We start from the raw sequence: 20,844 nt of genomic DNA, 5'->3' as shown, positions 1-20,844 counted from the left end.
GCTGATTCAGAGGGCTGCAGCGTCATCTCACGCTCTCAGCCACTTTCCTGATGTCCCGGTCACAGTTTCCCGGCCGGAGATCTGACATGCTCATATTTTACATTATTGTTAATCATGAGTTATTTCATTGTTAAGTTCGCATCGCGAGCTTATCCAGAGGAGAACCAAGATGCGCTATGCCTATCCCGGTACTAATGAGTCTTTAATTACGCTGAAAGCACAGTACGGCAACTTCATTAACGGCGAGTTTGTTCCGCCAGTGAAGGGAACCTATTTCTCTAACACCTCGCCAGTTAATGGATCGGTGATTGGTGAGTTTCCTCGCTCGGATAGTGAGGATGTGGAAAATGCGCTGGATGCGGCTCATGCCGCAGCCGAGGCCTGGGGCAAAACTTCCGTTCAGGCTCGTTCGTTAACGCTGCTGAAAATTGCCGACCGGCTGGAAGAGAATCTTGAGTTCATTGCGGTGAACGAAACCTGGGATAACGGCAAGCCGGTGCGTGAAACGCTGGCTGCTGACCTGCCGCTGGCGGTGGATCATTTCCGCTATTTTGCCGGCTGCCTGCGCGCGCAGGAGGGTACGGCGGCTGAAATCGATGAGTTCACCGCGGCCTATCATTTCCACGAGCCGCTGGGCGTGGTGGCGCAAATTATCCCCTGGAACTTCCCGCTGCTGATGGCGGCATGGAAGCTGGCTCCGGCGCTGGCTGCCGGTAACTGCGTTATTCTGAAACCCGCTGAGCAGACGCCGCTTTCCATTACGCTGTTTGTGGAACTGATTGCCGATCTGCTGCCCAAAGGGGTGCTGAACGTGATCCACGGCTACGGTCGTGAAGCGGGTGAGGCGCTGGCTGGCAACCCGCGCATTGCTAAAGTCGCCTTTACCGGCTCGACCGCAACGGGCACCCATATCCTTGAGCTGGCGGCGAAAAACCTGATCCCCTCAACGGTAGAGCTGGGCGGTAAATCCCCTAATATCTTCTTCGAAGATATTATGCAGGCGGAGCCCTCGTTTATTGAGAAAGCAGCAGAAGGGGTGGTGCTGGGCTTTCTGAATCAGGGAGAGGTTTGTACCTGCCCATCCCGCGCGTTGGTGCAGGAGTCGATCTATGAACCCTTTATGGAGGCGGTGTTAAAACGGGTGAAAACCATTAAGCGGGGCGATCCAATGGATACCGAAACCATGGTTGGCGCGCAGGCTTCGCAGCAGCAGTTTGATAAGATCCTCTCTTATCTGGAAATTGCCCAACAGGAAGGGGCGGAAGTGCTGGCGGGCGGCGGCATTGAGAAGCTGGAAGGCGAGCTCTCTACCGGTTACTACATTCAGCCTACGCTGCTGAAAGGTAACAACAGCATGCGGGTATTCCAGGAAGAGATTTTCGGGCCGGTGGTCGGCATCACCACCTTTAAGGATGAGGCGGAAGCGATTGCCATCGCCAATGACTCAATCTATGGCCTGGGTGCGGGCGTCTGGACGCGGGACATCAACCGCGCTTACCGCGTGGGCAGGGCGATTAAAGCGGGACGAGTCTGGACCAACTGCTATCATCTCTATCCGGCGCATGCCGCGTTTGGCGGCTACAAAAAATCGGGTATTGGCCGCGAAACGCATAAAATGATGCTCGATCACTATCAGCAAACCAAAAACCTGCTGGTGAGCTACAGCGTAGAGCCGCTGGGCTTCTTCTGACCGTAACCGGGAGTGAAAAAGGGCCGCATCTGCAGCCCTTTTAACATCTTCCCGCAGGCGTAACCGCTTCAGCTCGCCTTGCGCTGCGCCAGCAAATCAACGATATGCTCCTCAGAGACGGCCTGAGAAAACAGATAGCCCTGCAGCTGATTGCAGCCCGCTTCAGCCAGCGCCGTCATCTGTATCTGGGTCTCTACCCCTTCTGCCGTAACGGTAAGCCCCATCGCCTGACCCAGCCTCACCACGGACTCAATAATCGCCATGGAGTTCTCCGTCACGCCCAGCGACTGGGTGAACGAACGATCGATTTTGATTTTATCTACGGAGAAATGACGCAGATAATTCAGGCTTGAATAGCCGGTGCCGAAATCATCCAGCGCAATACGGAACCCGGCCTGGCGCAGCTTGCTCATGGTTTCCTGCGCGCCTTTCTCATCTTCAATCAGCACCCCTTCGGTGATCTCCAGTTCGATACGGGTAGGGTGGGTCTTTTCCTGTTTTACAATCGCCTTAAAGCGTTCCACAAAACCGGCGGCGCGGAACTGCAGGGGAGAGACATTCACGGCGATGGTCAGCTCAGGCCACGCCAGCGAAACGCGACAGGCTTCCCGCAGCACCCATTCGCCAATCTGAATTATCAGCCCCATCTCTTCCGCCAGCGGGATAAATTCGCTGGGGGAGATCGGCCCATGAACCGGATGATTCCAGCGCATCAGGGCTTCAAGCCCGACCACTTTTTGACCAGAAATATCCATCTGTGGCTGATAATAAACGGCCAGGTCTCTCCTGGACTGCATGGCAAGGCGCAGATCGGCGGCAATTTGCTGGCGCGTTTTTACCGACTCATCCATCGACCGCTCAAAGAGGCGGTAGATGCCCCGGCCCTGGCTTTTGGCTTCATAAAGCGCGATATCAGCTTTACGCATCATCTCTGAACGATCCACGGCATCTTCCGGCGCGATGGCAACCCCAATACTGACCCCAATCCAGGTATCGCTGCCCAGCAGCGTAAAGGGGCGGGAGAGGGCCTCTATAATCTGCTCACACATGCGCTGAATTTCTCGCGGATCGTTGACGGTATCCAGAATGACCACAAATTCATCCCCGCCCAGCCGGCCTACCGTATCCTGCTCGCGCACCAGTTCACTGACCCGACGGCCCACTTCAATAATCAAATCATCGCCGGCATGGTGACCATAGGTGTCATTAATCAGCTTGAAACGATCCAGATCGAGCAGCAGCAGCGCCACCTGCTCTCCGCTGCGCATCAGCCTTCCCAGGCTTTGCGTAAGCCGCTCATCAACCAGGGCGCGGTTGGGCAGGCCGGTCAGCACATCGTGGAAAGCCAGATGCTGTGACTGCGCTTCGCTGGCGCTGAGCTGCAGCAAGGTTTGCGAAAGCCTGAGTGAAGAGAGCCAGAGGCGGCGGATCATCACCACGCAAATCAGGGTAATGATTAACACCACAATCACCACCACCGGGCCAATCACGGCCAGCATGCCGGTGCCCGGCGTGTTGGGCTGCCAGGAGAGATGGCCAAGGGGCTGGCCACGCTGCGTGGTTAATAAATAGTTAGCGCCGTTCTGTACTGGATTGCCATCGGTGTAACGTAAGTCATGCAGCAAACTTCGCTGGGAGAGCGCAGTAAGGTAATCGTTATCCAGATATTTCACGCTCACCAGAGTGAAAGTTCCAGCCTGGCTGCTGTTCTCATCAATACTCCCCATTGCCAGCGCAACTGGCCGGTTATCAATAAGCGTAAAGTCGACGACCTCCTGGTGACCATTCTGCCCGGAATTGGGACCTTTAAGTTGCTTCATTAGCTGTGCAATTGGCTGCTGCAAGTGAGCAAACTTCGCTTCCGGCACATTGGCACCATTTTCCCAGCGGTAAACAGGCTGGTTATTGCCATCCAGGATGTAAACCAGCTGATGGCCAAACATGCCTGAGAGCCAGGCGCCAACATTCAGGTTGAGCCATGCCGTATCCTGTGGATCTTTTATTAACTGACGGGCGAGGGGTTGCCACAGTGCCAGACTTCGGTGCTGCTTGATCATCTCTTTAAGGCTTTGAGAGAGTGAAGTTTTTATTATCTGTTGCTGTTGAGCAGCGGCATTGGCGTTACTTTGTGCCGTTGCCCACCAGAGGGTAAAGCTGGCTGCCGCAAAGGTGAACACCAGCACCAACACCAGTGGAACCAGCACTTCACGGACAAAATGGATGCGAAAGCTCTCTTTTATTTTCATCTTTTTTATCAACCCGATCTGTGCCATAGCCGCCTCCTGACCCACCTTTCAGGCTAGCATAAATCTCACTACTCTCCTTTTCTCGCGTTCAGGATCGTGTTCCAGCCCGGAATTCCAGCAGAAAATTTCTGAAGTAGTTCTGAATCTATAAAATTTACTTCACCTTTGAGCCAGCAGGCGTGGCAAGTGTGTGACAAACAATGCTTCAGCAATAGCGATGTGTAACTGAAAAGGATCGAGGAAAATGATTCGCACCATCAAACTGTTTTGTCTGCAAAATCGGGAGGTGAAAAGCTTTTACCATCAGATTTATCCCTTTTTTCAGGCTGCTGCCGCGCCGGACTCTCTGCAAGATTGCCTGCTCAGCCGCTACACCAGCGTGAAAAATCTGTAACGATTTTTACGAATAATTTTATCGCAGCAGCAAGGAGTGGAAATTTAACAGCGGAAGGGGTGTTGTTAAATAAGCCTTTTTATGCTCACACCTGGTAACAGCAGAAAGGCTGATTAGGATTATTCTCAGGAGAAGTAAATATTCAGACATCTTTTCCGCATCAGCTTTTTCTTAGAAAGAGAGGTTGTTGAGCAGCGGTTGAAGTTGTAATTATTCTATAAATAAGTCTTTCAGGAAATAAATTAAGCTTACTTGAGTATGGTAAGTTTCGTTTTAAATAAACTCTCTCGTAAAAGAGAATTCATTAATATTATATTGTGGTCAGAGTTAATTTTTGTTTAAAACGTAACTATTGAAACAAATAAACACGTTTACCCTTATCGCCTGGTATTATTCTTAATAAGCCCCTTCTTAAAAAAACGTCATTGATTTTCCCTGGTACTTGTTGTTAATTAAAAAGCATTCTGTTCCAGTAAGAGAAAACACGCATGTCTGCCAGATTATTGTCTGTGATTATCCCTGCCTATAATGTAGGCAATTATATTATTGAATGTGTAGATTCATTACTCTGTCAAATCCCGGCGCCCAATGAACTGATTATTATCAATGATGGTTCAACGGATAATACGCTGGCACTGATTGAGCAAAAATATGGCGAAATGGAGAACGTAAAAATCGTCACCATTGCCAACGGCGGATTGGGCAATGCCCGTGATGTCGGCATCCAGATGGCGCAGGGGGACTTTATTTTCTGCTGTGACCCGGACGATGTGGTCTGTGACGGCCTCTACCAGGAGCTGAGCGAAACCGTCAGCCGCCATCCGGAAATTGAGCTGTTCTGCTTTAATTCACTTATGTTTGAAGATGATGATTCCGGTCGCACCTATGGCAAGGTGGAGCACCGTGAATTCGGCTTAATGCATCCTCAGGCCATTTTAAGCTCATTATTGCGCTCCGGGGCCTATACTTCGGCCACATGGAATTACGTTCTGAAAAAAGATGTCATCAATACCTATAATTTAAAATATGTTAAGCGCCTGCATGAAGATCACTGTTTTACGCTGGAAGCATTTTTGCGCGCGCAAAGTGCCTTTGTCAGCCAGAATCTTTACTATAAGCAACGTATTCGTAGCGGCTCATTAACCAATAGCGTTAAAAGCGAGAGTTTTTTCCGTCAGCGTTATGATGCATTTGTCTGCTCTTACGAAAAATTAATCGCTGTCGTGGAAGATAAAAAAACGCAGGCGGAACTGCGCCGGCTCTATCTGATCCACTCCTTTAAACTAATGATTAACCTGGCCCTGGCGGATAACCGACGGGTACCCGATTACATTATGCAATCGATTCACTATTTCGGGAAAAGTCTGAAACCAGGCTCAATGGCCAACTGGCTACTGTTAAGAAAGCCAGAATTATACTCTAATCTGATCAAAGTCAGGCAGAATCTGCGCGGTATGACATCATGATAAGGTTAATGGCGGATGGCTAAGGTATTTGATAAAAGTTTAGTAATTAATATTTTTTCCCTGTTAGGGCTGCGAGGGGCTTCATTTATTTTTCCCCTGGTCACCTTACCCTATCTGGCTCGCGTGCTGGGCGTGGAGCATATGGGGGTGCTGGCTTTAGGCTTGGCCTGCGTCATGTATTGCAGCACCATCTCTGACTGGGGCTTTAACGTTTACACCACCAAAGATATCGCCATGCATCGCGAGGACAAGCAGAAGGTGACCCAGCTGTTCTGGTCCACCTTTAATGCCAAGCTGATCATGGGGACCTGCACGCTGGCCATGCTGTTACTGGCCACCTGGTTTAACCCGCATTGGCATAATCTGTTCTATATCGTGCTGGCTAACTCCACGGTGCTCTATGGGCAGCTGCTGTCATTTGGCTGGCTGATGCAGGGGTTTGAGAAGCTGGGGAAAACCGCGCTGATCTCAACGGTAGGGCAGTTCTGCTCCATTCCGCTGACGTTCCTGCTGGTGAAGACGCCGGATGATACCTGGCTGGCGGCGCTGATCCCTGGCGTGACCGCCACCATTACCGCCGTAATCACGCTCTATTTCGTGGTTACCATGCGCGTCATCGGCTTTTACCGCTTTGAACCAGGAGAGATTTTCCAGCGCATCAAAGACAGCCTGCATGTTTTTCTGGCGATCGCCGGTGCTAACCTGTTCAACAACATCAACGTGTTGATCCTGGCCAGCATGACCAGCAACTATATGGTGGGCCTCTATAACGGTGCTGACCGACTCAAAAAAGCGGCAAACACCTTGCCAGAGCAGATTGGCAACGCCTTTTTCCCGCGGGTGAGCTATCTGTTCCATAAGGATCCGCACGCGGTGATCCATGCCACGCGCAAGAGTATTACCTTCTCCTTCGGCATCAGCGTATTTATCGTGGTGTTTACGTTTTTCTTTGCGGATCTGATTGTGCGGCTGCTGCTGGGCCCTGATTTCCACGAGTCGGCGAACGTGTTACGCGTAGCGGTATGCGGCTTTATTTTTGGTAACGTCAGCTATCCCGCAGGGCTGCAAATCCTTATTCCACACGGGCTGGCGAAGCAGCGTATGCATGTGATGTTTATTGTTGGCCTGATCAACATCCCGGTCTGCTGCCTGATGGCGTGGAAATTTGGTGCTATCGGCGCGGCCAGCTCGCTGGTGTTTTCAGAATTTCTGGTCTTCCTGGGTATTCTGCGCATTATGATCAAGCACGATATTCTGAACAGCTATCTGCTCAGGGAGAGCCCAAAGGGCTTTGAGGCGCCGCGCAACGAAAATGCAGGCTGACGCGGCGCCCGCTACTTAGCTTTTATCCTCCTCTCTGGCGGCGAGTTTTCTCTGCCGCCAGTTGAGCAGGGGGGTAACGGAAACACCGTGCATCACAACGCTGGCGACAACCAGCGTAAAGGCCATATTTGCCATTCTGGTCATTTCATCCCCCGCCACGCCATGCGTGTAGGCCCAGGCAATGTAGTTGATACTGCCTATTCCCCTGATACCCAGCCAGCCGATTATGAGCCGCTGTCCCCGTGGCGCTTTCATCCCCATGGTTGCTATCCAAACCGAAAGGGGACGGATCACTATAAACAGCAGAGCGGCCATTAACAGTCCCTGAGGATCCCAGTGCTGCGCCAGCGTAATGCCCAGCACGATGATGATCCCCGCCGCGAATAGCCGTTCTACCGTATCGCCAAATGAGAGAGCATCACCCACCACCAGCCCGACGGCATTGGCTGCATTGGTCTCGCCCACTTCATGACGGATATGGGGATTGACCAGCACTTCTGCCGGTGGACGGTTTTCACTGTCCTTGAAGTAGTCCGCTGGCTGGCGGTTAATAACCCGCATTTCTGCACGGCGCAACCCTACACCGGCGGCAAAGGCGGCCAGGAAACCGGAAGCATCCAGCGCCTGTGCGGCGGTATAGCTCAGCGCGATCAGCGCCAGCGCCAGAAAATCATTAGGCGCCACATCCTGATGCGTATAGCGCAGGTGAGTGATGTACTGACCAACAAAGCGTCCTAACAGGAAGCCAATACCCAGTCCGCCGATAATGGCCCAGACCACATCCACCAGCGCCCATTCGCCTAACATCTCTAATGAGACGTCCTGCTGGGTTGTCAGCAGCATCACGGCCAGCATCAGCAGGGGAAGCGCCGTGCCGTCATTCATACCTGCCTCGCTGGAGAGCGAGACGCGCAGGTTATCATCATCACGGGCATCATTGACCGAAATCAGGCTGGCCAGCACCGGATCCGTTGGCGCGACAATGGCGCCAAACGCCAGTGAGAACATCCAGGAAAGTCCGAAAAAATAGTGTGCGGCCAGGGTGACACCCGCCACGGTCAGCAGCATTCCCGGAAACGCCAGCCGTAATCCTATTCGCCAGCCCTGATTTTTGAGAGGAAGGCGGAGCTTCAGCCCGGTGATAAACAGCGAGGCGGCCATAGCAATTTCGGTGAGATGTCTGGTGAGTTCAGCGTGCGCAGCGATATCGACGTGCAGGAGATCCAGTACCCACGGCCCGCAGGCGATGCCCGCTGCCAGATAGATCGCAAAGGAGGTTACCGGCCCGCGTGTTATCCATCCCGACGCCAGCGACATTATTAATAACAACCCACCCGTAACGGCGGTCCAACCCAAAAATCCCATCGTAGCTCCCCTGTAAGTGTTCAACCATACAGTATGGACGCTAAAAGCGAGACGGGGGAGGGAGCTTATTGCAATGGCATGTTTTAGCCATAAAATGTGCCGCTGGCGGTCAGAAAAGTCCGCCAGCGGCAAAGATTACCGGTTTTTACGGGCGCGTACGGCCAGCGCTTCCAGCTGGGCTGCAACGTGGCGTCGGGTATCTTCATCTGTTAGCAGACCCGCTTTTGCATCAATGCGTGAGGTAGCCTGACCAATCATGATTTCCGGTTTGTTCAGCGTATCGGCATTCAGAAACACCAGCGTCTGACGCAGATGATACTGCGCACGCGCGCCGCCAATCATGCCTGGCGAAGCGGTCTGAATCGCCACCGGCTTACCGGCAAAAGGGTTTTCCGGCAGGCGGGAAAGCCAGTCGATGGCGTTCTTTAACGCGCCCGGGATGGAGTAGTTATATTCCGGGGTAACGATGATCACCCCATCGGCGGCAGCAATCGCTCTGCCCATGGCGACGACCGCCGCTGGAAAGCCCTCTGCCTGCAGATCGGCATCATAATGAGGCAGTTCGCCAACCGAGCCCAGCGGAGCAATCGTCACGCCTGCTGGCGCAAGTTCCGGCAGCGTAGCGGCGACCGCCGCATTCAGTGAGGCTTTGCGCAGGCTGCCAAGCAGCGTAACAAACGTTAAGGATGAAGCTTCAGGCATATTCTTTCCCTTAATTATCCGTAAAATAAAACAGAGGATGAACGGTAAATAGCGTGGCCAGTATCACCCTGACACTCGGTCGCTGTCCAACTTCTGCGTGCTGCTTTCTGCCCGCCGCAAAGGAATAAACATTCTGTGCCGTAATCAGGCCCAACAGGGCGCAAAGATTGTCAGCGCGCGCCTGGAGGTATAATGTTAACGCACTCATTTTTCTCACTGGCAGCCGTTCCAGCCGGTGCTTCTCCGTTAAACCGAGGTTGTTTTGTCCAGTTACTCACCCAGCCAACGTCCAAGACGTCTGCGTCAGACTCCATCCCTTCGCACGCTTTTTCAGGAAACATCCCTGAGTATCAACGATCTGGCGCTGCCGATTTTCGTTGAAGAAGGTCTTGATGATTACAAAGCTATCCAGGCGATGCCTGGGGTGATGCGTATTCCTGAAAAACGTCTGGCCTATGAGATTGAGCGCATTGCGAAAGCGGGTATCCGCTCCGTGATGACCTTTGGTATCTCGCATCATACCGATGCAGACGGCAGCGATGCCTGGCAGGAGAACGGGCTGGTTTCACGCATGTCGCGTATCTGTAAAGAGACAGTGCCAGAGATGATCGTTATGTCTGATACCTGCTTCTGTGAATACACCACCCACGGTCACTGCGGCGTGCTGCACGACCACGGCGTGGACAACGACGCCACGCTGATAAACCTCGGCAAGCAGGCAGTAGCAGCGGCGCATGCAGGCGCAGACTTTATTGCTCCTTCCGCCGCGATGGATGGTCAGGTGGCGGCAATCCGTCATGCGCTGGACGCGGCCGGGTTCACGGAGACGGCAATCATGTCCTATTCGACCAAATTCGCCTCCTCCTTCTACGGCCCGTTCCGCGAAGCGGCGGGAACCTCACTGAAGGGTGACCGTAAAACCTACCAGATGAACCCGATGAACCGCCGCGAAGCGCTGCGCGAGTCGTTAATCGATCAGGCTGAAGGCGCTGACGCGCTGATGGTTAAACCGGCTGGCGCCTATCTGGATATTATCCGCGACGTGCGTGACAACACCAATCTGCCGCTGGCGGCATATCAGGTGAGCGGTGAGTATGCGATGATCAAATTCGCGGCACAGGCTGGCGCCATCAGCGAACGTGAGGTGGTACTGGAGAGTTTAGGTGCGATTAAACGCGCCGGTGCCGATCTGATCTTCAGCTATTTCGCCCTCGATCTTGCAGAGCAGAAATTGCTGTAGTCCGGCATCCGATCTCTGTGCCGGATCCTGCAAAACAGAGTCTGGCGTTGCCAATAAAAAACCGGCCCTGAGCCGGTTTTTTTGTGGCTGAAAAGGGGACTACACCACCACTTCAGCAATCCATTTCACCGACTTGATGTTGGTGAAATTGTCCACGTCTCCGACAATCTCATCAATGTGACCCGCCATGCCTTTCTCCAGATCTTCCGTGGAGCGGCAGACCAGATAGCAGGCAGCAACATAGGGAGCCGGAGAACCATCCGGGCTGTTGAGGATTTTATCAATGCTGTAAGAGACCAGGTAGTCGCCCATTCTGGCTTTGATTAGCGGTAAATGAACGTCACGATAGTAATCGTGATCGAAGTGGCCATTTTCAGTTGCGGGATAGAGCACGCTGTATTTGATCAAACCTTCACCTCATTAACGTTGTCCGGATGCGTTTTTTGCACCATTCCCTCCATTATAGCGAGGATGCCAGCGATGCAATTAGCGCTCTGAGCCACTGCTGCGCGGCAGAGCCTTCATTGCGGCGGTGCCAGATCAGCCAGAACGGAATAACCGGCAGCGGCAGCGGAGGAGGAAAGCAGAGTAGCCGATCGACCATGGGCGCATTGAGCGCCACGCGTTTCATCACCGTTGCGCTCATCTCTGTGGCGGCCACGACGGCAGGTGCCGTAAACATTTGTGGCAGCGTCAGCGCGCAGGTACGGCTTAATCCCTGCTGCGCCAGCGCTGCATCTACCACGCCGTAGCCATCGCCCTCCGGTGAAACCAGCACATGCTTCAGCTTCAGGAAGGCAGGCAGATCCAGCGCCTGACCGGCAGCGGGGTGATCGCGCCTGAGCAGGGTGACAAACTCATCCTGAAAAAGCAGACGGGAGAGGATCCGGCTCTCCTGCTGCGTGGGCGGAATGCCAATCGCCAGATCAATTTTACCTGCATCCAGCAGATCTACCACGCTGTCACGATGGCTGAAAGCGACGACCTTGAGCATCGCCCCGGGCGCCTGTTCCTGTAAGGCGTGACTCAATGCTGGCAGCAGTACCCCAGCAGCATAGTCAGAAAGACCCAGCCGAAAGGTCTGGCTGACGCTGGCCGGATCGAACGGGGGCCTGGCAATCAGTGACGCTTCCAGCTGCTGCAGCACCCCGGCTATCGGTATCGCTAACTCTCTTGCTCTGGCTGTGGGGAGCAGCCCTTCAGCGCTGCGCTGGAAAAGAGGATCGGCAAACAGCGTTCTGAGTCGCCCCAGCGCCGCACTCATCGCCGGCTGGCTGACGCCAACGCGGCTGGCGGCGCGGGTCACGTTGCGCTCTTCACTCAGGGCATTAAACGCCACCAGCAGGTTCAGGTCGATGCCGTAAAAATCCATAAATCGTATAATTATCTATATCGGTTATTTGTTGGATTGATGATAAGTCGGGCTTTATGCTCAGGCAATCATTTACTCATCAGGAGCAGCACCATGAACCCATCTGAACAACTCTCAGCAGAACGCATTGCCGTCGAAACGCTTTACCGCGCCTTTAACGAAAAGAACCCCGATTTACTGGACGAGGTAGTCACCCCGGAGTGGCAGGATATTCCGTTAGCGCCAGGACAGGGACCAGGCCCTGAGGGATTAAAACCCATTATCCTTGGCCTGATCGAAGCCTTTCCCGATGTGCATATTCAGATCCACGATCTGATTCAGACGCCGGGAAAAATCGCCGTACGCGCTGAAATTACCGGCACGCACCTTGGCTCGCTTATGGGGATCCCTGCCACCGGCAAACAGGTCAGCTTTGCCATTCATGAATTTCACCATTTTACAGCAGGGCGAATTGCCTCTACCTGGCACCTTGAAGAGTGGTTTGGTCTGTTCCGTCAGCTGGGGCAATTCCCTGGGCATTAACGTTTAGTAACAGAGAAAATTCTTTTTATTGCTGATAAGGCCGCTGATTATCATCAGCCTGTTTCCTCCCGGCTTTGGTTTGTCCTGTCCGTGAAGGGAGCCACCGCCAGCACTGGCCTCACGGCTAAATGACCGCCTGAATGTCAGCCATAACCTTCAGCTTTTTCTCCTATAGTCGGGGGGAGTATCTGGACGCACAGACTCCCCCAACGGCCTCTTTTACCGCAAAGTGCCTGCTTCTCCGGGTCAGCACGCTAGACTTAATCTGTTCTTAAGATGAGCGCAAGCAGGGAAAGAACCTTCACTCCCCTGAATTTCAATCATCCTGCTGAGGAGAAATAATGAAAGCACTGATTTATAACGGACCCCGTGACGTTGTGGTAAAAAACGTTCCTGACGCCAAAATCGTTCGTCCAACCGACGTTCTTGTTCGCATCACCACCACCAATATCTGTGGTTCGGACCTGCATATGTATGAGGGACGCACCAGCTTTGAACAGGGCAGGATCCTGGGCCATGAAAATATGGGGCAGGTGATTGAAGTCGGCAGCGGTGTTGAGAGAGTCAAAGTAGGGGACTATGTCTGCCTGCCTTTCAATATCGGCTGTGGTTTCTGTGAAAACTGCGAAAAGGGGCTGACCGGCTACTGCCTGACCACTAACCCTGGCACTGCCGGGGCAGCTTACGGCTTCGCCGAGATGGGGCCGTGGGAAGGGGGGCAGGCGGAGTTACTGCGCGTGCCGTTTGCTGACTTCAACTGCCTTGTCCTGCCGCCGGACGCCGTGGAGAAGGAAGAGGATTATGTCATGCTTTCCGATATTTTCCCCACCGGCTGGCACGCTACGGAGCTGGCCGGACTGCGGCCTGGTGAAAGCGTGGCCATTTACGGCGCAGGGCCAGTAGGGTTGATGGCCGCTCACTCTGCGATCATCAAGGGTGCCTCTCAGGTATTTGTGGTGGATACGCATCCGGATCGTTTAGCGCTGGCTGAAAAACTGGGCGCAATAGCGATCCAGGGCGTTGGCGACGAGGCCGTTCAGCAGATCCTGGATCAGACCGATGGGCGCGGAACCGACTGCGGTTGCGAGTGCGTGGGATATCAGTGCTGTAACAAGCACGGGCATGAAGACAATTCCGCCACCATGAACAGCCTTGTGGCCTCGACTAAGGCAACGGGCGGGATTGGTGCCGTCGGCGTATTCATTCCTCAGGATCCTGGCGCCGCTACCGAGATGGCCAAAGAGGGCAAAATGGCGTTTGATTTCGGCAGCTTCTGGTTCAAAGGGCAGTCCATCCGCACCGGGCAGGCAAATGTTAAGGCCTATAACCGCCAGCTTTCACGCCTTATCCATCAGGGCAAGGCGAACCCGGGGCAGATTATCTCCCACCGCCTGAGCCTGGAAGAGGCGCCTGACGGCTATCGTCATTTTGACGACCGCGACGAGGGCTGGACCAAAGTTATTCTTAAACCCTGAATAAAGTAGCCCGTAAGGCCCGTTCCGGCTGGTTCTGGCGGAACGGGCTTTTTTATCTGTCACAAGGCAGCCACCGGATTCAGGCATAATCGATGTAGCCGTCCGGGCCCTGGGTAAACCAGGTGCGACTGTCGTCGGGCGTCAGGGCGATGCCGCGGGCGATGCGCTCTGGAAAGTTAGCATTAGAGATAAAGGGTCTGCCGAAACTCACGGCGTCACCCGTCCCCTCTCTTAATGCCTGTTCGGCCCGCGCCACGCTGAAATCTGAATTCAGGATCAAAGGTCCCCGGAAAGCGTCTCTCAGAACCGAGGCCAGCGGGGGCTGTTCGCCAACGCCGAAGGAGCCATCGACCGGGGGTTCCCGTAATTCAAGGTGAGCAATACCTATTTCTGACAGCGTCTCTAATGCCAGCCGGAAAAGCGGCACCGGATCTGAGTCACGGATCCCCTGCGTTTCGCCATTAGGAGAGAGGCGCACGCCAACCTTGTCTGCGCCAATTTCGTCTGAAACGGCCTGGGCGATCTCTGCCAGCAGACGGATGCGATTTGTCCGGGAGCCGCCATAATTATCGGTGCGGTGATTATCACTGTCGCGCAGAAACTGATCGATAAGATAACCGTTAGAGGCGTGAAGCTGTATGCCATCGAAATTGGCATGCATAGCATTTCTCGCTGCCTGACGATAGTGACGGATAATACCCTGAATTTCTCCCGTCTCCAGAGGGCGCGCCTGTTCATAGGCAGCATGTCCCGCATAGGTATGGGCCTTTCCCGGTGCTGTAGTGGCAGACGCTGAAACAGGTTGTTCTCCGCCCAGAGTGGAGTGCACCACGCGGCCCATGTGCCAGAGCTGGGCGATGATCCGTCCGCCTGCCGCATGCACCGCAGAGGTGACGTGCTGCCAGCCAGCGATCTGTTCAGCATTCCACAAACCGGTGGCATAGGGCCATCCCAGCCCTTGCCGGGAAATACCGATCGCTTCGCTGATAATAAGACCGGCTGAGGCGCGCTGGGCATAGTAATCAGCCATCATGGCGGTTGGCACACTCTCCCGGGTGCCGCGGGCACGTGTCATCGGCGCCATAATAAAACGGTTAGGCGCATGAATGGCGCCCAGCTGCAGGGGTTCAAAAAGCTTGTTCATCACTATTTTCCTTGGGATTAACGAACCGCTGGCTCAGACAAGACGCTGGCCGCCATCGATATGCAGTACTTCACCGTTCATAAAGGGGTTCTGCATCAGAAACAGCACGGCAGCGCCCGCGGCATCCGCGGAAACAATCTCTTTTAAGGGAAGCTGTGCACTGAGAGAGGAAACATATCCGTCGCGTGCATCACCTAAAGTCCGTCCCAGCAACGCCGTATTGGTGGTGCCCGGTGAGAGCGTGTTGAACCGGCGGGGAGCCAGTTCCAGCGCCAGTCCGCGCGCCAGACCCTCCATGGCAGAAGAGGCGGCGGCCAGCACCGCGGTGCCCATTGCGTTAGGACGGTCGGCCAAAATCCCGGAAATAAAGGTAACAGATGCGTTGTCGCTGAGACGGTTGCCCAGCGTACGCAGGATATCAACTGAAGCCCAGATACGTTCATCAAAAGCGCGGCGTAAATAGACGGGTTCAGCCTCCATTATTTTTCCCGCCACAAATGAACCCGCCAGCAAAACCAGATGATCAACCCTTTCCACATCAGCAAGGGCAGCCTCAATGGCCTCTTTATCGGTGATATCGGCGTTGCGCCACTCAAAACCCTGCTGCATAGCAACGCTGGCGGTACGGGCAGCGTCTGATCCGATAATGGTGACCCGGGCGCCCGCCTCTTTCGCCTGCCTGGCGGCAGACAAACCGATGCCAGAACTGCCGCCAAAAATCATGACATGGCTACCGATGAAACTCGTTTCTTTCTGTGGGGCAGGTGCTGCGTCAATTCTGTTCATGGTGATCTCCGGGATAGTGACGTTACGTCATTAACAGCTCCCGAACATCCTCGGTGATTTCATTGGTGAATAAAATAGCGTTAATACTCACTTTATAAGTGCCATAATGGCATAGATCAGCAGGAAGGCGTTTTTCCCATAAACGCGGCAAGGCTACTCTCCCACGGCGTAGGTTGCGCGAAGATCCTGCCAAGCATCTCTGTAAATGCCCTGACGTTAAGGCTGTTGCGCCGGCTTTCGGGCCATAATGCGGTTATCCACGCCCGGTCAAAGGCATACTCTGGCATCACCGGAACCAGCGTGCCGTTTCTGACCTGCTGCGCACTCATATAAGTGGCCAAAAATCCGATGCCGCCGCCTGCTGCGATCACACCCGCCACGATTTCACTGGCATCAGCCATCATCCAGCCGTTTACCGGATACTCCTCGATTTCGTTATCCATATTAAAAGCCCATCTGAATAGCTGGCCGGAGTTCTGGAATCGAAAATTCACGCAGTCGTGATGCTTCAGCTCATCAGGATGCAGAGGGGTGCCTCGCTTTTTCAGGTAGGAGGGGGAAGCAAACGCGCAGATGCGGTGTTGCCCTAACCGGCGGGCAATCAGCCTGGAGTCCGGGATGCTGCCTACTCTCAGAGCGACATCGATCCCCTCCGCGGTCATATCAACCACCCGATCGCTGATACGGAGATCCACAATAATATCAGGGTACAGGGCATGGAACTCTGGCAGTGCCGGGGCAAGAATATGCACCGCAATGGGCCAGGGTGCCGTCACCCGAAGCAGACCGGATGGGCGACTTTTAGTTGAAATCACCGCCTGCTGGATGTTTTCAGCTTCCTGCAGCAGCAGCAGCGCCTTTTCATACAATATCCTCCCTTCCTGGGTCAGATGGAGAGAGCGAGTAGTCCGCGTAAACAGCGATAATCCCAGCTGCTTTTCAAGGCGGCTGATGCTTTTGCTGACGGCTGAAGGAGAGATACCCAGAACTTTAGAGGCGGCAGAAAAACTGCCAAGCGAAGCGGCGCGAGTGAAGGCAATCAGGCCCGTCAGTCGGTCAATCGTCATAGGTTCCATTGCGACACTTATTGAGTAAGTATTGACGTTATTATTACCACAATAAGATCGCTTGCTGATATACCGCGTTAACCCGGGCATATCAGCAAAGCTGACATGATTGATGAAGGGCTGATAAAGCTACAGTCTGGTTAATTCAATACGGTTGTCCGATCATACCTGCGCCAGACCGCCATCAACATAAAACTCCGAGGCATTGATAAAGCGTGCATCATCAGAGGCCAGGAAGGCCAAGGCTTTAGCGACTTCTTCAGGTTCACCCAGTCTGCCCAGAGGGACTTCTGCCGCAAGGGTGTCAAAAAGCCCCTGTCGGTGCGCTTCCGGTACCAGTCCTCCCAGACCGGGCGTACGCACAGGACCCGGACTGATGACGTTGACCCGGATGCCGCGATCCTTCAGATCCAGCGCCCATGAGCGGGCAAAGTTACGCACTGCCGCCTTACTTGCGCTGTAAACGCTGAAGCTGGCCGTTCCTTTGGCGGCCGCGGTGGAGCCGGTAAGGATCACAGAGGCGCCGTCGGTAAGAAGCGGCAACGCCTTCTGTACCGTAAAGAGTAACCCGCGTACGTTTGTGCCAAAGATACGGTCAAAGTGCTCTTCCGTAATGGTGCCAAGGGGCATCATATCGCCGCCGCCAGCGTTGGCGAAAAGGATATCAAGCCGTCCTGACTCGCTCGCGATGGTTGAAAAAACGTGGTCAAGTTCTGCTAAAACCGATGCATCGGCCCGGATCCCCGTTGCTGCGGGACCAATAGCGGCCACAGCGGCATCAAGCTCTTGCTGGCGGCGTCCGGTGATATAAACCTTTGCCCCTTGCTCAGCCAGTTCCTGCGCTGAAGCCAGACCAATGCCACTACTGCCACCGGTCACTAATGCGATCTTATTCGAAAGTTTATTGCTCATGATCTGTTTCCTCAGGATAAAGTGTTAATGCGTTCATTTATTCATCCCACTACTGTCCGCAGCCAGGGGCTTGCAGACCCGCAGGTCTGAAAATCATCTGTGTCGTAAGCGACAGCGAAGGTTGTCGCGATGGAAGAAGCATATCGACGAACAGAGATTTTCAAAATAGAATGGTTTGAAACTCATCATTGCAGATTTGAAATGAACAAATTTCCCGATTTTGAAGGCCTCGCCATGTTTGCCAAGGTAGCAGAAGAGGGTTCTTTCGCCGCTGCGGCAAGGGTGATGGGCGTATCCGTACCTACAGTGTCGCGTGCCGTTGCGCGACTTGAAGAGCGGCTGGGAGGAAGGCTGTTTAACCGCACCTCGCGCAAGCTGGCGCTGACGGAGTTTGGGCAGAGCATGGCGGCAAAAGCCTCGGAGATCTATCGTCAGGCAGAAGAGGTGGAGTGTGAGGCGCATGAGCTTTCAATACAGCCCCGCGGGCAGGTACGTCTTGCCCTACCGATGTCATTTGGCCTGCGCTGGGTCGCCCCCTTAATGCCCGCGCTGCTGCGTCAGTATCCTGAACTTAGCGTAGATCTCCATCTCTCAGATGCCTCAGTCGATTTAATTGCCGAAGGCTTTGATGCGGCGCTGCGCATTGCGTCGCTGCCAGACTCCTCGCTGGTTGCGCGCCGCCTGTGCGCGGTGACACAGTATCTTGTCGCCTCGCCTTCCTACCTTGCTGAGCACGGTGCGCCTGCTCATCCCAGAGAACTCTCCGCACGTCAGTGCTTCCGTTATGCCTGGCGCGCACGCAGCCAGGTATGGCGCTTTACCCATACCTCCGGGGCACAGGAGGACATTGTGCCAGCCGGCCCGCTGCGAGTGACCAATTCAGAAGCGCTTCTGCCGTCGCTGCTTGAGGGGCTGGGCATAGCAGAACTGCCTGAGTTTATCGCCGCTGAATATCTGCGCGACGGACGCCTCGTTCGGCTGCTTGAGGGTTGGTCGATGACGAGGGGCGGCCTCTATTTCGTTACGCCCACCTCGCGGAGCCGTCCCCTTAAGGTCAGGGTGCTTTCTGACTTTTTTGCCAGCCATTTAAGTGAGCCCGACTGGTGCTTGCCCGATTAAAAAAGGATCCCCCGCCAGAGCATCCTTTCAGAAATGAAAGGATAATTTTACGCGCAGATCAGAGCGCAGCTCACCTCTGAACGCTTTGAGCTAAAGGATATCCTGGTCAAAGATAAGCGTGTGGTGGCTGTTGGTAAGCTGGCATCACGGGTTAACAAAACGGGCAAGCTGATCGAAACCGAGTTTGTTCTGGAGATAAGGGTGGAAGAGGGGCTGATTACCCGCTTCCGTATGTTTGAAGACAGTTATGCCGTCTCTGAAGCCTTTAGCTGAAGCAGTAAATATAATAAGGCTGCTGCCGGACAGGGCAGCAGCCTTCTTCACCAGACTTCAGCATTTATCAGGACTCGATATTCACCGGGCTTCAGCGTTCATCAGGCTTCAACATTCACCGCTTCTGGCAGTTCAGCCAGAGTATGCGTGCCCGCCAGATTGTCCGCTAAGGCGCGTAATACCTCACCTGGCCTGGCATTGGCGGGTCAATGTTATCTGCTCTCTGGCCGACTTTCGGCAAATCCTTAAAGCTGGTGGTATAAGCGGGCGATAGCATCTCACGCTTCATTGACCACTCCTGCTTGATGCCCTGACCGGCGAACCAGATACGGCTGCCGCTTTTTTCATTTAATTTATCCAGTGCGGCCATCAGCTTTTCACTGTGGGGTTTTGGCTGGAATTCATCGAACAGATTCAGTTGGGCCACGCCCTGGGTGAAAAAATCCCCGAGCATAATGCCCCCCTTCATATAGCGATGGCCCGGCCGCCAGATTTTGTCCAGACAGCGGATGGCTGCACTGATAATGTCGCGTGTATCCTGAGTCGGCGACAGCAGTTTATAACTGGCGGCGTTAGTGTAGTAAGGGTGCTCAGGATCGTGCGGACTGGTGCGGATAAAGGTGCTGATTTCCCGACAGTAACGCTCCTCTCCCCGCAGTTTTTCCGCCGCGCGGACGGCATAGTTGCAGATGGCCTCATGCATCTCCTGATACTCGGTAATACGACTGCCAAACGAGCGCGAGCAGAGGATGTTTTGCCGGGCAGGCTGAAGGGACTCCAGCTCCAGACAGGATTCGCCGCGCAGCTCTCTTACCGTGCGCTCCAGCACGACGCCAAAATGCTTGCGGATCAGGGCTACCGGCGTGTCGGCCAGTTCAAGAGCGGTATTGATGCCCAGCCCCTCCAACTTTTTTGACAGCTGACGCCCGACGCCCCAGACCTTAGCCGCAGGCAGCAGCGCCATCAGCTTGCGCTGGCGAAGAGGGCAGGAGAGATCCAGCACGTGAGCCGCTTTGGTCCACCTTTTGGCAGCGAAATTGGCCAGCTTGGCCAGAGTTTTGGTCTGGGCAATGCCCACGCCGACCCGCAGATGGGTATCCTGCCAGATCTTCTGGCGTACCTGATGGCCAAACGTCTCCAGCGGCATGCAGCTGCTGATGCCGGAGACATCCAGAAAGGCTTCATCGATGGAGTAGATTTCAATGGCAGGCGCCAGCGCTTCCAGCGTGCTCATCACCCGCTGGGACATGTCGGCATACAGCGTATAGTTTGATGAAAACACCGTGACTTTATTCCGCTGGATCTGGTCGCGTATTTTAAAAAAGGGCGCGCCCATCGGGATGTCGAGCTTTTTCGCTTCTGCATTCCGGGCAATCACGCAGCCATCATTATTTGAAAGCACCACCACCGGCCTTCCCAGCAGGTCCGGGCGAAACACCGTCTCGCAGGAGGCGTAAAAACTGTTAACGTCTACAAGGGCGAACATGATGTTTTGCCCGTTTTGATGGTGGCAAACACGGCTTTTGCCTTGTTCAAATCTTCACGCAGGATGGCAACAGAGAAGCCGTCCGGGCAGAGGAGATGCACCATAAGAGGTGCGGGGGGAAGTAGAAATAAATGCTGAGCAAGGTGTGCAAATAACATGACGAACCTCCTTTTTTACTGTGTTTATATACAGTATGTCGAAACATCGCAGGCGATCAAGCGAACCGGTAAAAATTCAGCCAGAAACAGAGAAGGATTTGAGG

General features: G+C 54.1%; 20 protein-coding genes. 9 read left to right on the top strand and 11 right to left on the bottom strand.

The features are described from left to right. Positions 1-169 precede the first annotated feature (169 nt). Positions 170-1,690: an acetaldehyde dehydrogenase ExaC gene (exaC, locus tag Q3V30_RS12470; protein ID WP_306206099.1), complete on the top strand. Its 1,521-nt coding sequence runs from the start codon at positions 170-172 to the stop codon at positions 1,688-1,690. Positions 1,691-1,758: 68 nt separating this feature from the next. Here exaC and Q3V30_RS12465 read toward each other — a convergent pair whose 3' ends face one another. Further along, positions 1,759-3,963, bottom strand: coding sequence for a bifunctional diguanylate cyclase/phosphodiesterase (locus Q3V30_RS12465; RefSeq protein WP_306206097.1), 2,205 nt, complete (start codon positions 3,961-3,963; stop codon positions 1,759-1,761). Positions 3,964-4,180: 217 nt separating this feature from the next. Here Q3V30_RS12465 and Q3V30_RS12460 point away from each other — a divergent pair, with 217 nt between their 5' ends. From Q3V30_RS12460 to Q3V30_RS12450, 3 genes are all read left to right on the top strand, one after another. Then, positions 4,181-4,330, top strand: a complete 150-nt coding sequence (locus tag Q3V30_RS12460) for a hypothetical protein (RefSeq protein WP_306206094.1) — start codon at positions 4,181-4,183, stop codon at positions 4,328-4,330. Between the two features lie 488 nt (positions 4,331-4,818). Next, the gene (locus Q3V30_RS12455) at positions 4,819-5,796 is read left to right on the top strand and encodes a glycosyltransferase family 2 protein (RefSeq protein ID WP_306206093.1); all 978 of its coding nucleotides are present in this window, start codon (positions 4,819-4,821) and stop codon (positions 5,794-5,796) included. Between the two features lie 15 nt (positions 5,797-5,811). Beyond that, complete coding sequence (locus tag Q3V30_RS12450) at positions 5,812-7,119, top strand: flippase (RefSeq protein ID WP_306206091.1); 1,308 nt, start codon at positions 5,812-5,814, stop codon at positions 7,117-7,119. Positions 7,120-7,134: 15 nt separating this feature from the next. Here the strand turns inward: Q3V30_RS12450 and Q3V30_RS12445 are convergent, their stop codons facing one another. Together Q3V30_RS12445 and Q3V30_RS12440 are read right to left on the bottom strand one after the other, a co-directional pair. Next, positions 7,135-8,484 (bottom strand): cation:proton antiporter, encoded by a 1,350-nt coding sequence (locus Q3V30_RS12445; protein WP_306206089.1) that lies wholly within the window; start codon positions 8,482-8,484, stop codon positions 7,135-7,137. Positions 8,485-8,619: 135 nt separating this feature from the next. Further along, positions 8,620-9,186, bottom strand: coding sequence for an NADPH-dependent FMN reductase (locus tag Q3V30_RS12440; RefSeq protein ID WP_306206087.1), 567 nt, complete (start codon positions 9,184-9,186; stop codon positions 8,620-8,622). 262 nt (positions 9,187-9,448) lie between these two features. Between Q3V30_RS12440 and hemB the strand changes: the two genes are divergently transcribed. Continuing rightward, a complete protein-coding gene (gene hemB, locus Q3V30_RS12435) occupies positions 9,449-10,426 on the top strand; it encodes a porphobilinogen synthase (protein ID WP_306206085.1) in 978 nt (325 codons plus the stop codon). A 99-nt stretch (positions 10,427-10,525) separates the two neighbouring features. On the opposite strand, the gene Q3V30_RS12430 is transcribed toward hemB, so the two are convergent. Both Q3V30_RS12430 and Q3V30_RS12425 read right to left on the bottom strand, forming a co-directional pair. Beyond that, complete coding sequence (locus tag Q3V30_RS12430) at positions 10,526-10,834, bottom strand: EthD family reductase (protein ID WP_306206084.1); 309 nt, start codon at positions 10,832-10,834, stop codon at positions 10,526-10,528. Between the two features lie 52 nt (positions 10,835-10,886). Then, on the bottom strand, positions 10,887-11,798 hold the full coding sequence (locus Q3V30_RS12425) for a LysR family transcriptional regulator (RefSeq protein WP_306206083.1): 912 nt from the start codon (positions 11,796-11,798) through the stop codon (positions 10,887-10,889). A 93-nt stretch (positions 11,799-11,891) separates the two neighbouring features. Between Q3V30_RS12425 and Q3V30_RS12420 the strand changes: the two genes are divergently transcribed. Both Q3V30_RS12420 and Q3V30_RS12415 read left to right on the top strand, forming a co-directional pair. Beyond that, a complete protein-coding gene (locus Q3V30_RS12420; RefSeq protein ID WP_306206082.1) occupies positions 11,892-12,320 on the top strand; it encodes an ester cyclase in 429 nt (142 codons plus the stop codon). A 341-nt stretch (positions 12,321-12,661) separates the two neighbouring features. Beyond that, positions 12,662-13,795, top strand: coding sequence for a glutathione-independent formaldehyde dehydrogenase (locus Q3V30_RS12415; protein ID WP_306206081.1), 1,134 nt, complete (start codon positions 12,662-12,664; stop codon positions 13,793-13,795). 79 nt (positions 13,796-13,874) lie between these two features. Here Q3V30_RS12415 and Q3V30_RS12410 read toward each other — a convergent pair whose 3' ends face one another. The 4 genes from Q3V30_RS12410 to Q3V30_RS12395 form a co-directional block, all read right to left on the bottom strand. After that, a complete protein-coding gene (locus Q3V30_RS12410; RefSeq protein ID WP_306206080.1) occupies positions 13,875-14,939 on the bottom strand; it encodes an alkene reductase in 1,065 nt (354 codons plus the stop codon). Positions 14,940-14,972: 33 nt separating this feature from the next. Then, on the bottom strand, positions 14,973-15,725 hold the full coding sequence (locus Q3V30_RS12405; RefSeq protein WP_306206079.1) for an SDR family oxidoreductase: 753 nt from the start codon (positions 15,723-15,725) through the stop codon (positions 14,973-14,975). Positions 15,726-15,841: 116 nt separating this feature from the next. Further along, on the bottom strand, positions 15,842-16,792 hold the full coding sequence (locus tag Q3V30_RS12400) for a LysR family transcriptional regulator (protein WP_306206078.1): 951 nt from the start codon (positions 16,790-16,792) through the stop codon (positions 15,842-15,844). Positions 16,793-16,954: 162 nt separating this feature from the next. Continuing rightward, the gene (locus Q3V30_RS12395) at positions 16,955-17,704 is read right to left on the bottom strand and encodes an SDR family NAD(P)-dependent oxidoreductase (protein ID WP_306206077.1); all 750 of its coding nucleotides are present in this window, start codon (positions 17,702-17,704) and stop codon (positions 16,955-16,957) included. A gap of 201 nt (positions 17,705-17,905) precedes the next feature. Between Q3V30_RS12395 and Q3V30_RS12390 the strand changes: the two genes are divergently transcribed. Both Q3V30_RS12390 and Q3V30_RS12385 read left to right on the top strand, forming a co-directional pair. Then, positions 17,906-18,823 carry a LysR family transcriptional regulator gene (locus Q3V30_RS12390; RefSeq protein ID WP_306206076.1) on the top strand — a complete coding sequence of 306 codons (918 nt, stop codon included), beginning with the start codon at positions 17,906-17,908 and terminating at the stop codon, positions 18,821-18,823. Positions 18,824-18,946: 123 nt separating this feature from the next. Continuing rightward, positions 18,947-19,096, top strand: a complete 150-nt coding sequence (locus Q3V30_RS12385; protein ID WP_306206075.1) for a nuclear transport factor 2 family protein — start codon at positions 18,947-18,949, stop codon at positions 19,094-19,096. A 166-nt stretch (positions 19,097-19,262) separates the two neighbouring features. On the opposite strand, the gene umuC is transcribed toward Q3V30_RS12385, so the two are convergent. Together umuC and Q3V30_RS12375 are read right to left on the bottom strand one after the other, a co-directional pair. Next, positions 19,263-20,582: a translesion error-prone DNA polymerase V subunit UmuC gene (gene umuC / locus Q3V30_RS12380; protein WP_306206074.1), complete on the bottom strand. Its 1,320-nt coding sequence runs from the start codon at positions 20,580-20,582 to the stop codon at positions 19,263-19,265. Continuing rightward, positions 20,567-20,740, bottom strand: a complete 174-nt coding sequence (locus Q3V30_RS12375) for a hypothetical protein (RefSeq protein ID WP_306206073.1) — start codon at positions 20,738-20,740, stop codon at positions 20,567-20,569. The genes umuC and Q3V30_RS12375 overlap by 16 nt, the downstream gene beginning before the upstream one ends. Positions 20,741-20,844: the final 104 nt, after the last annotated feature.

The organism is Erwinia pyri, from assembly GCF_030758455.1.
GTDB classification, from domain to species: Bacteria; Pseudomonadota; Gammaproteobacteria; order Enterobacterales; family Enterobacteriaceae; genus Erwinia; species Erwinia pyri.
This window is presented reverse-complemented; position numbering and strand designations above follow the sequence as displayed.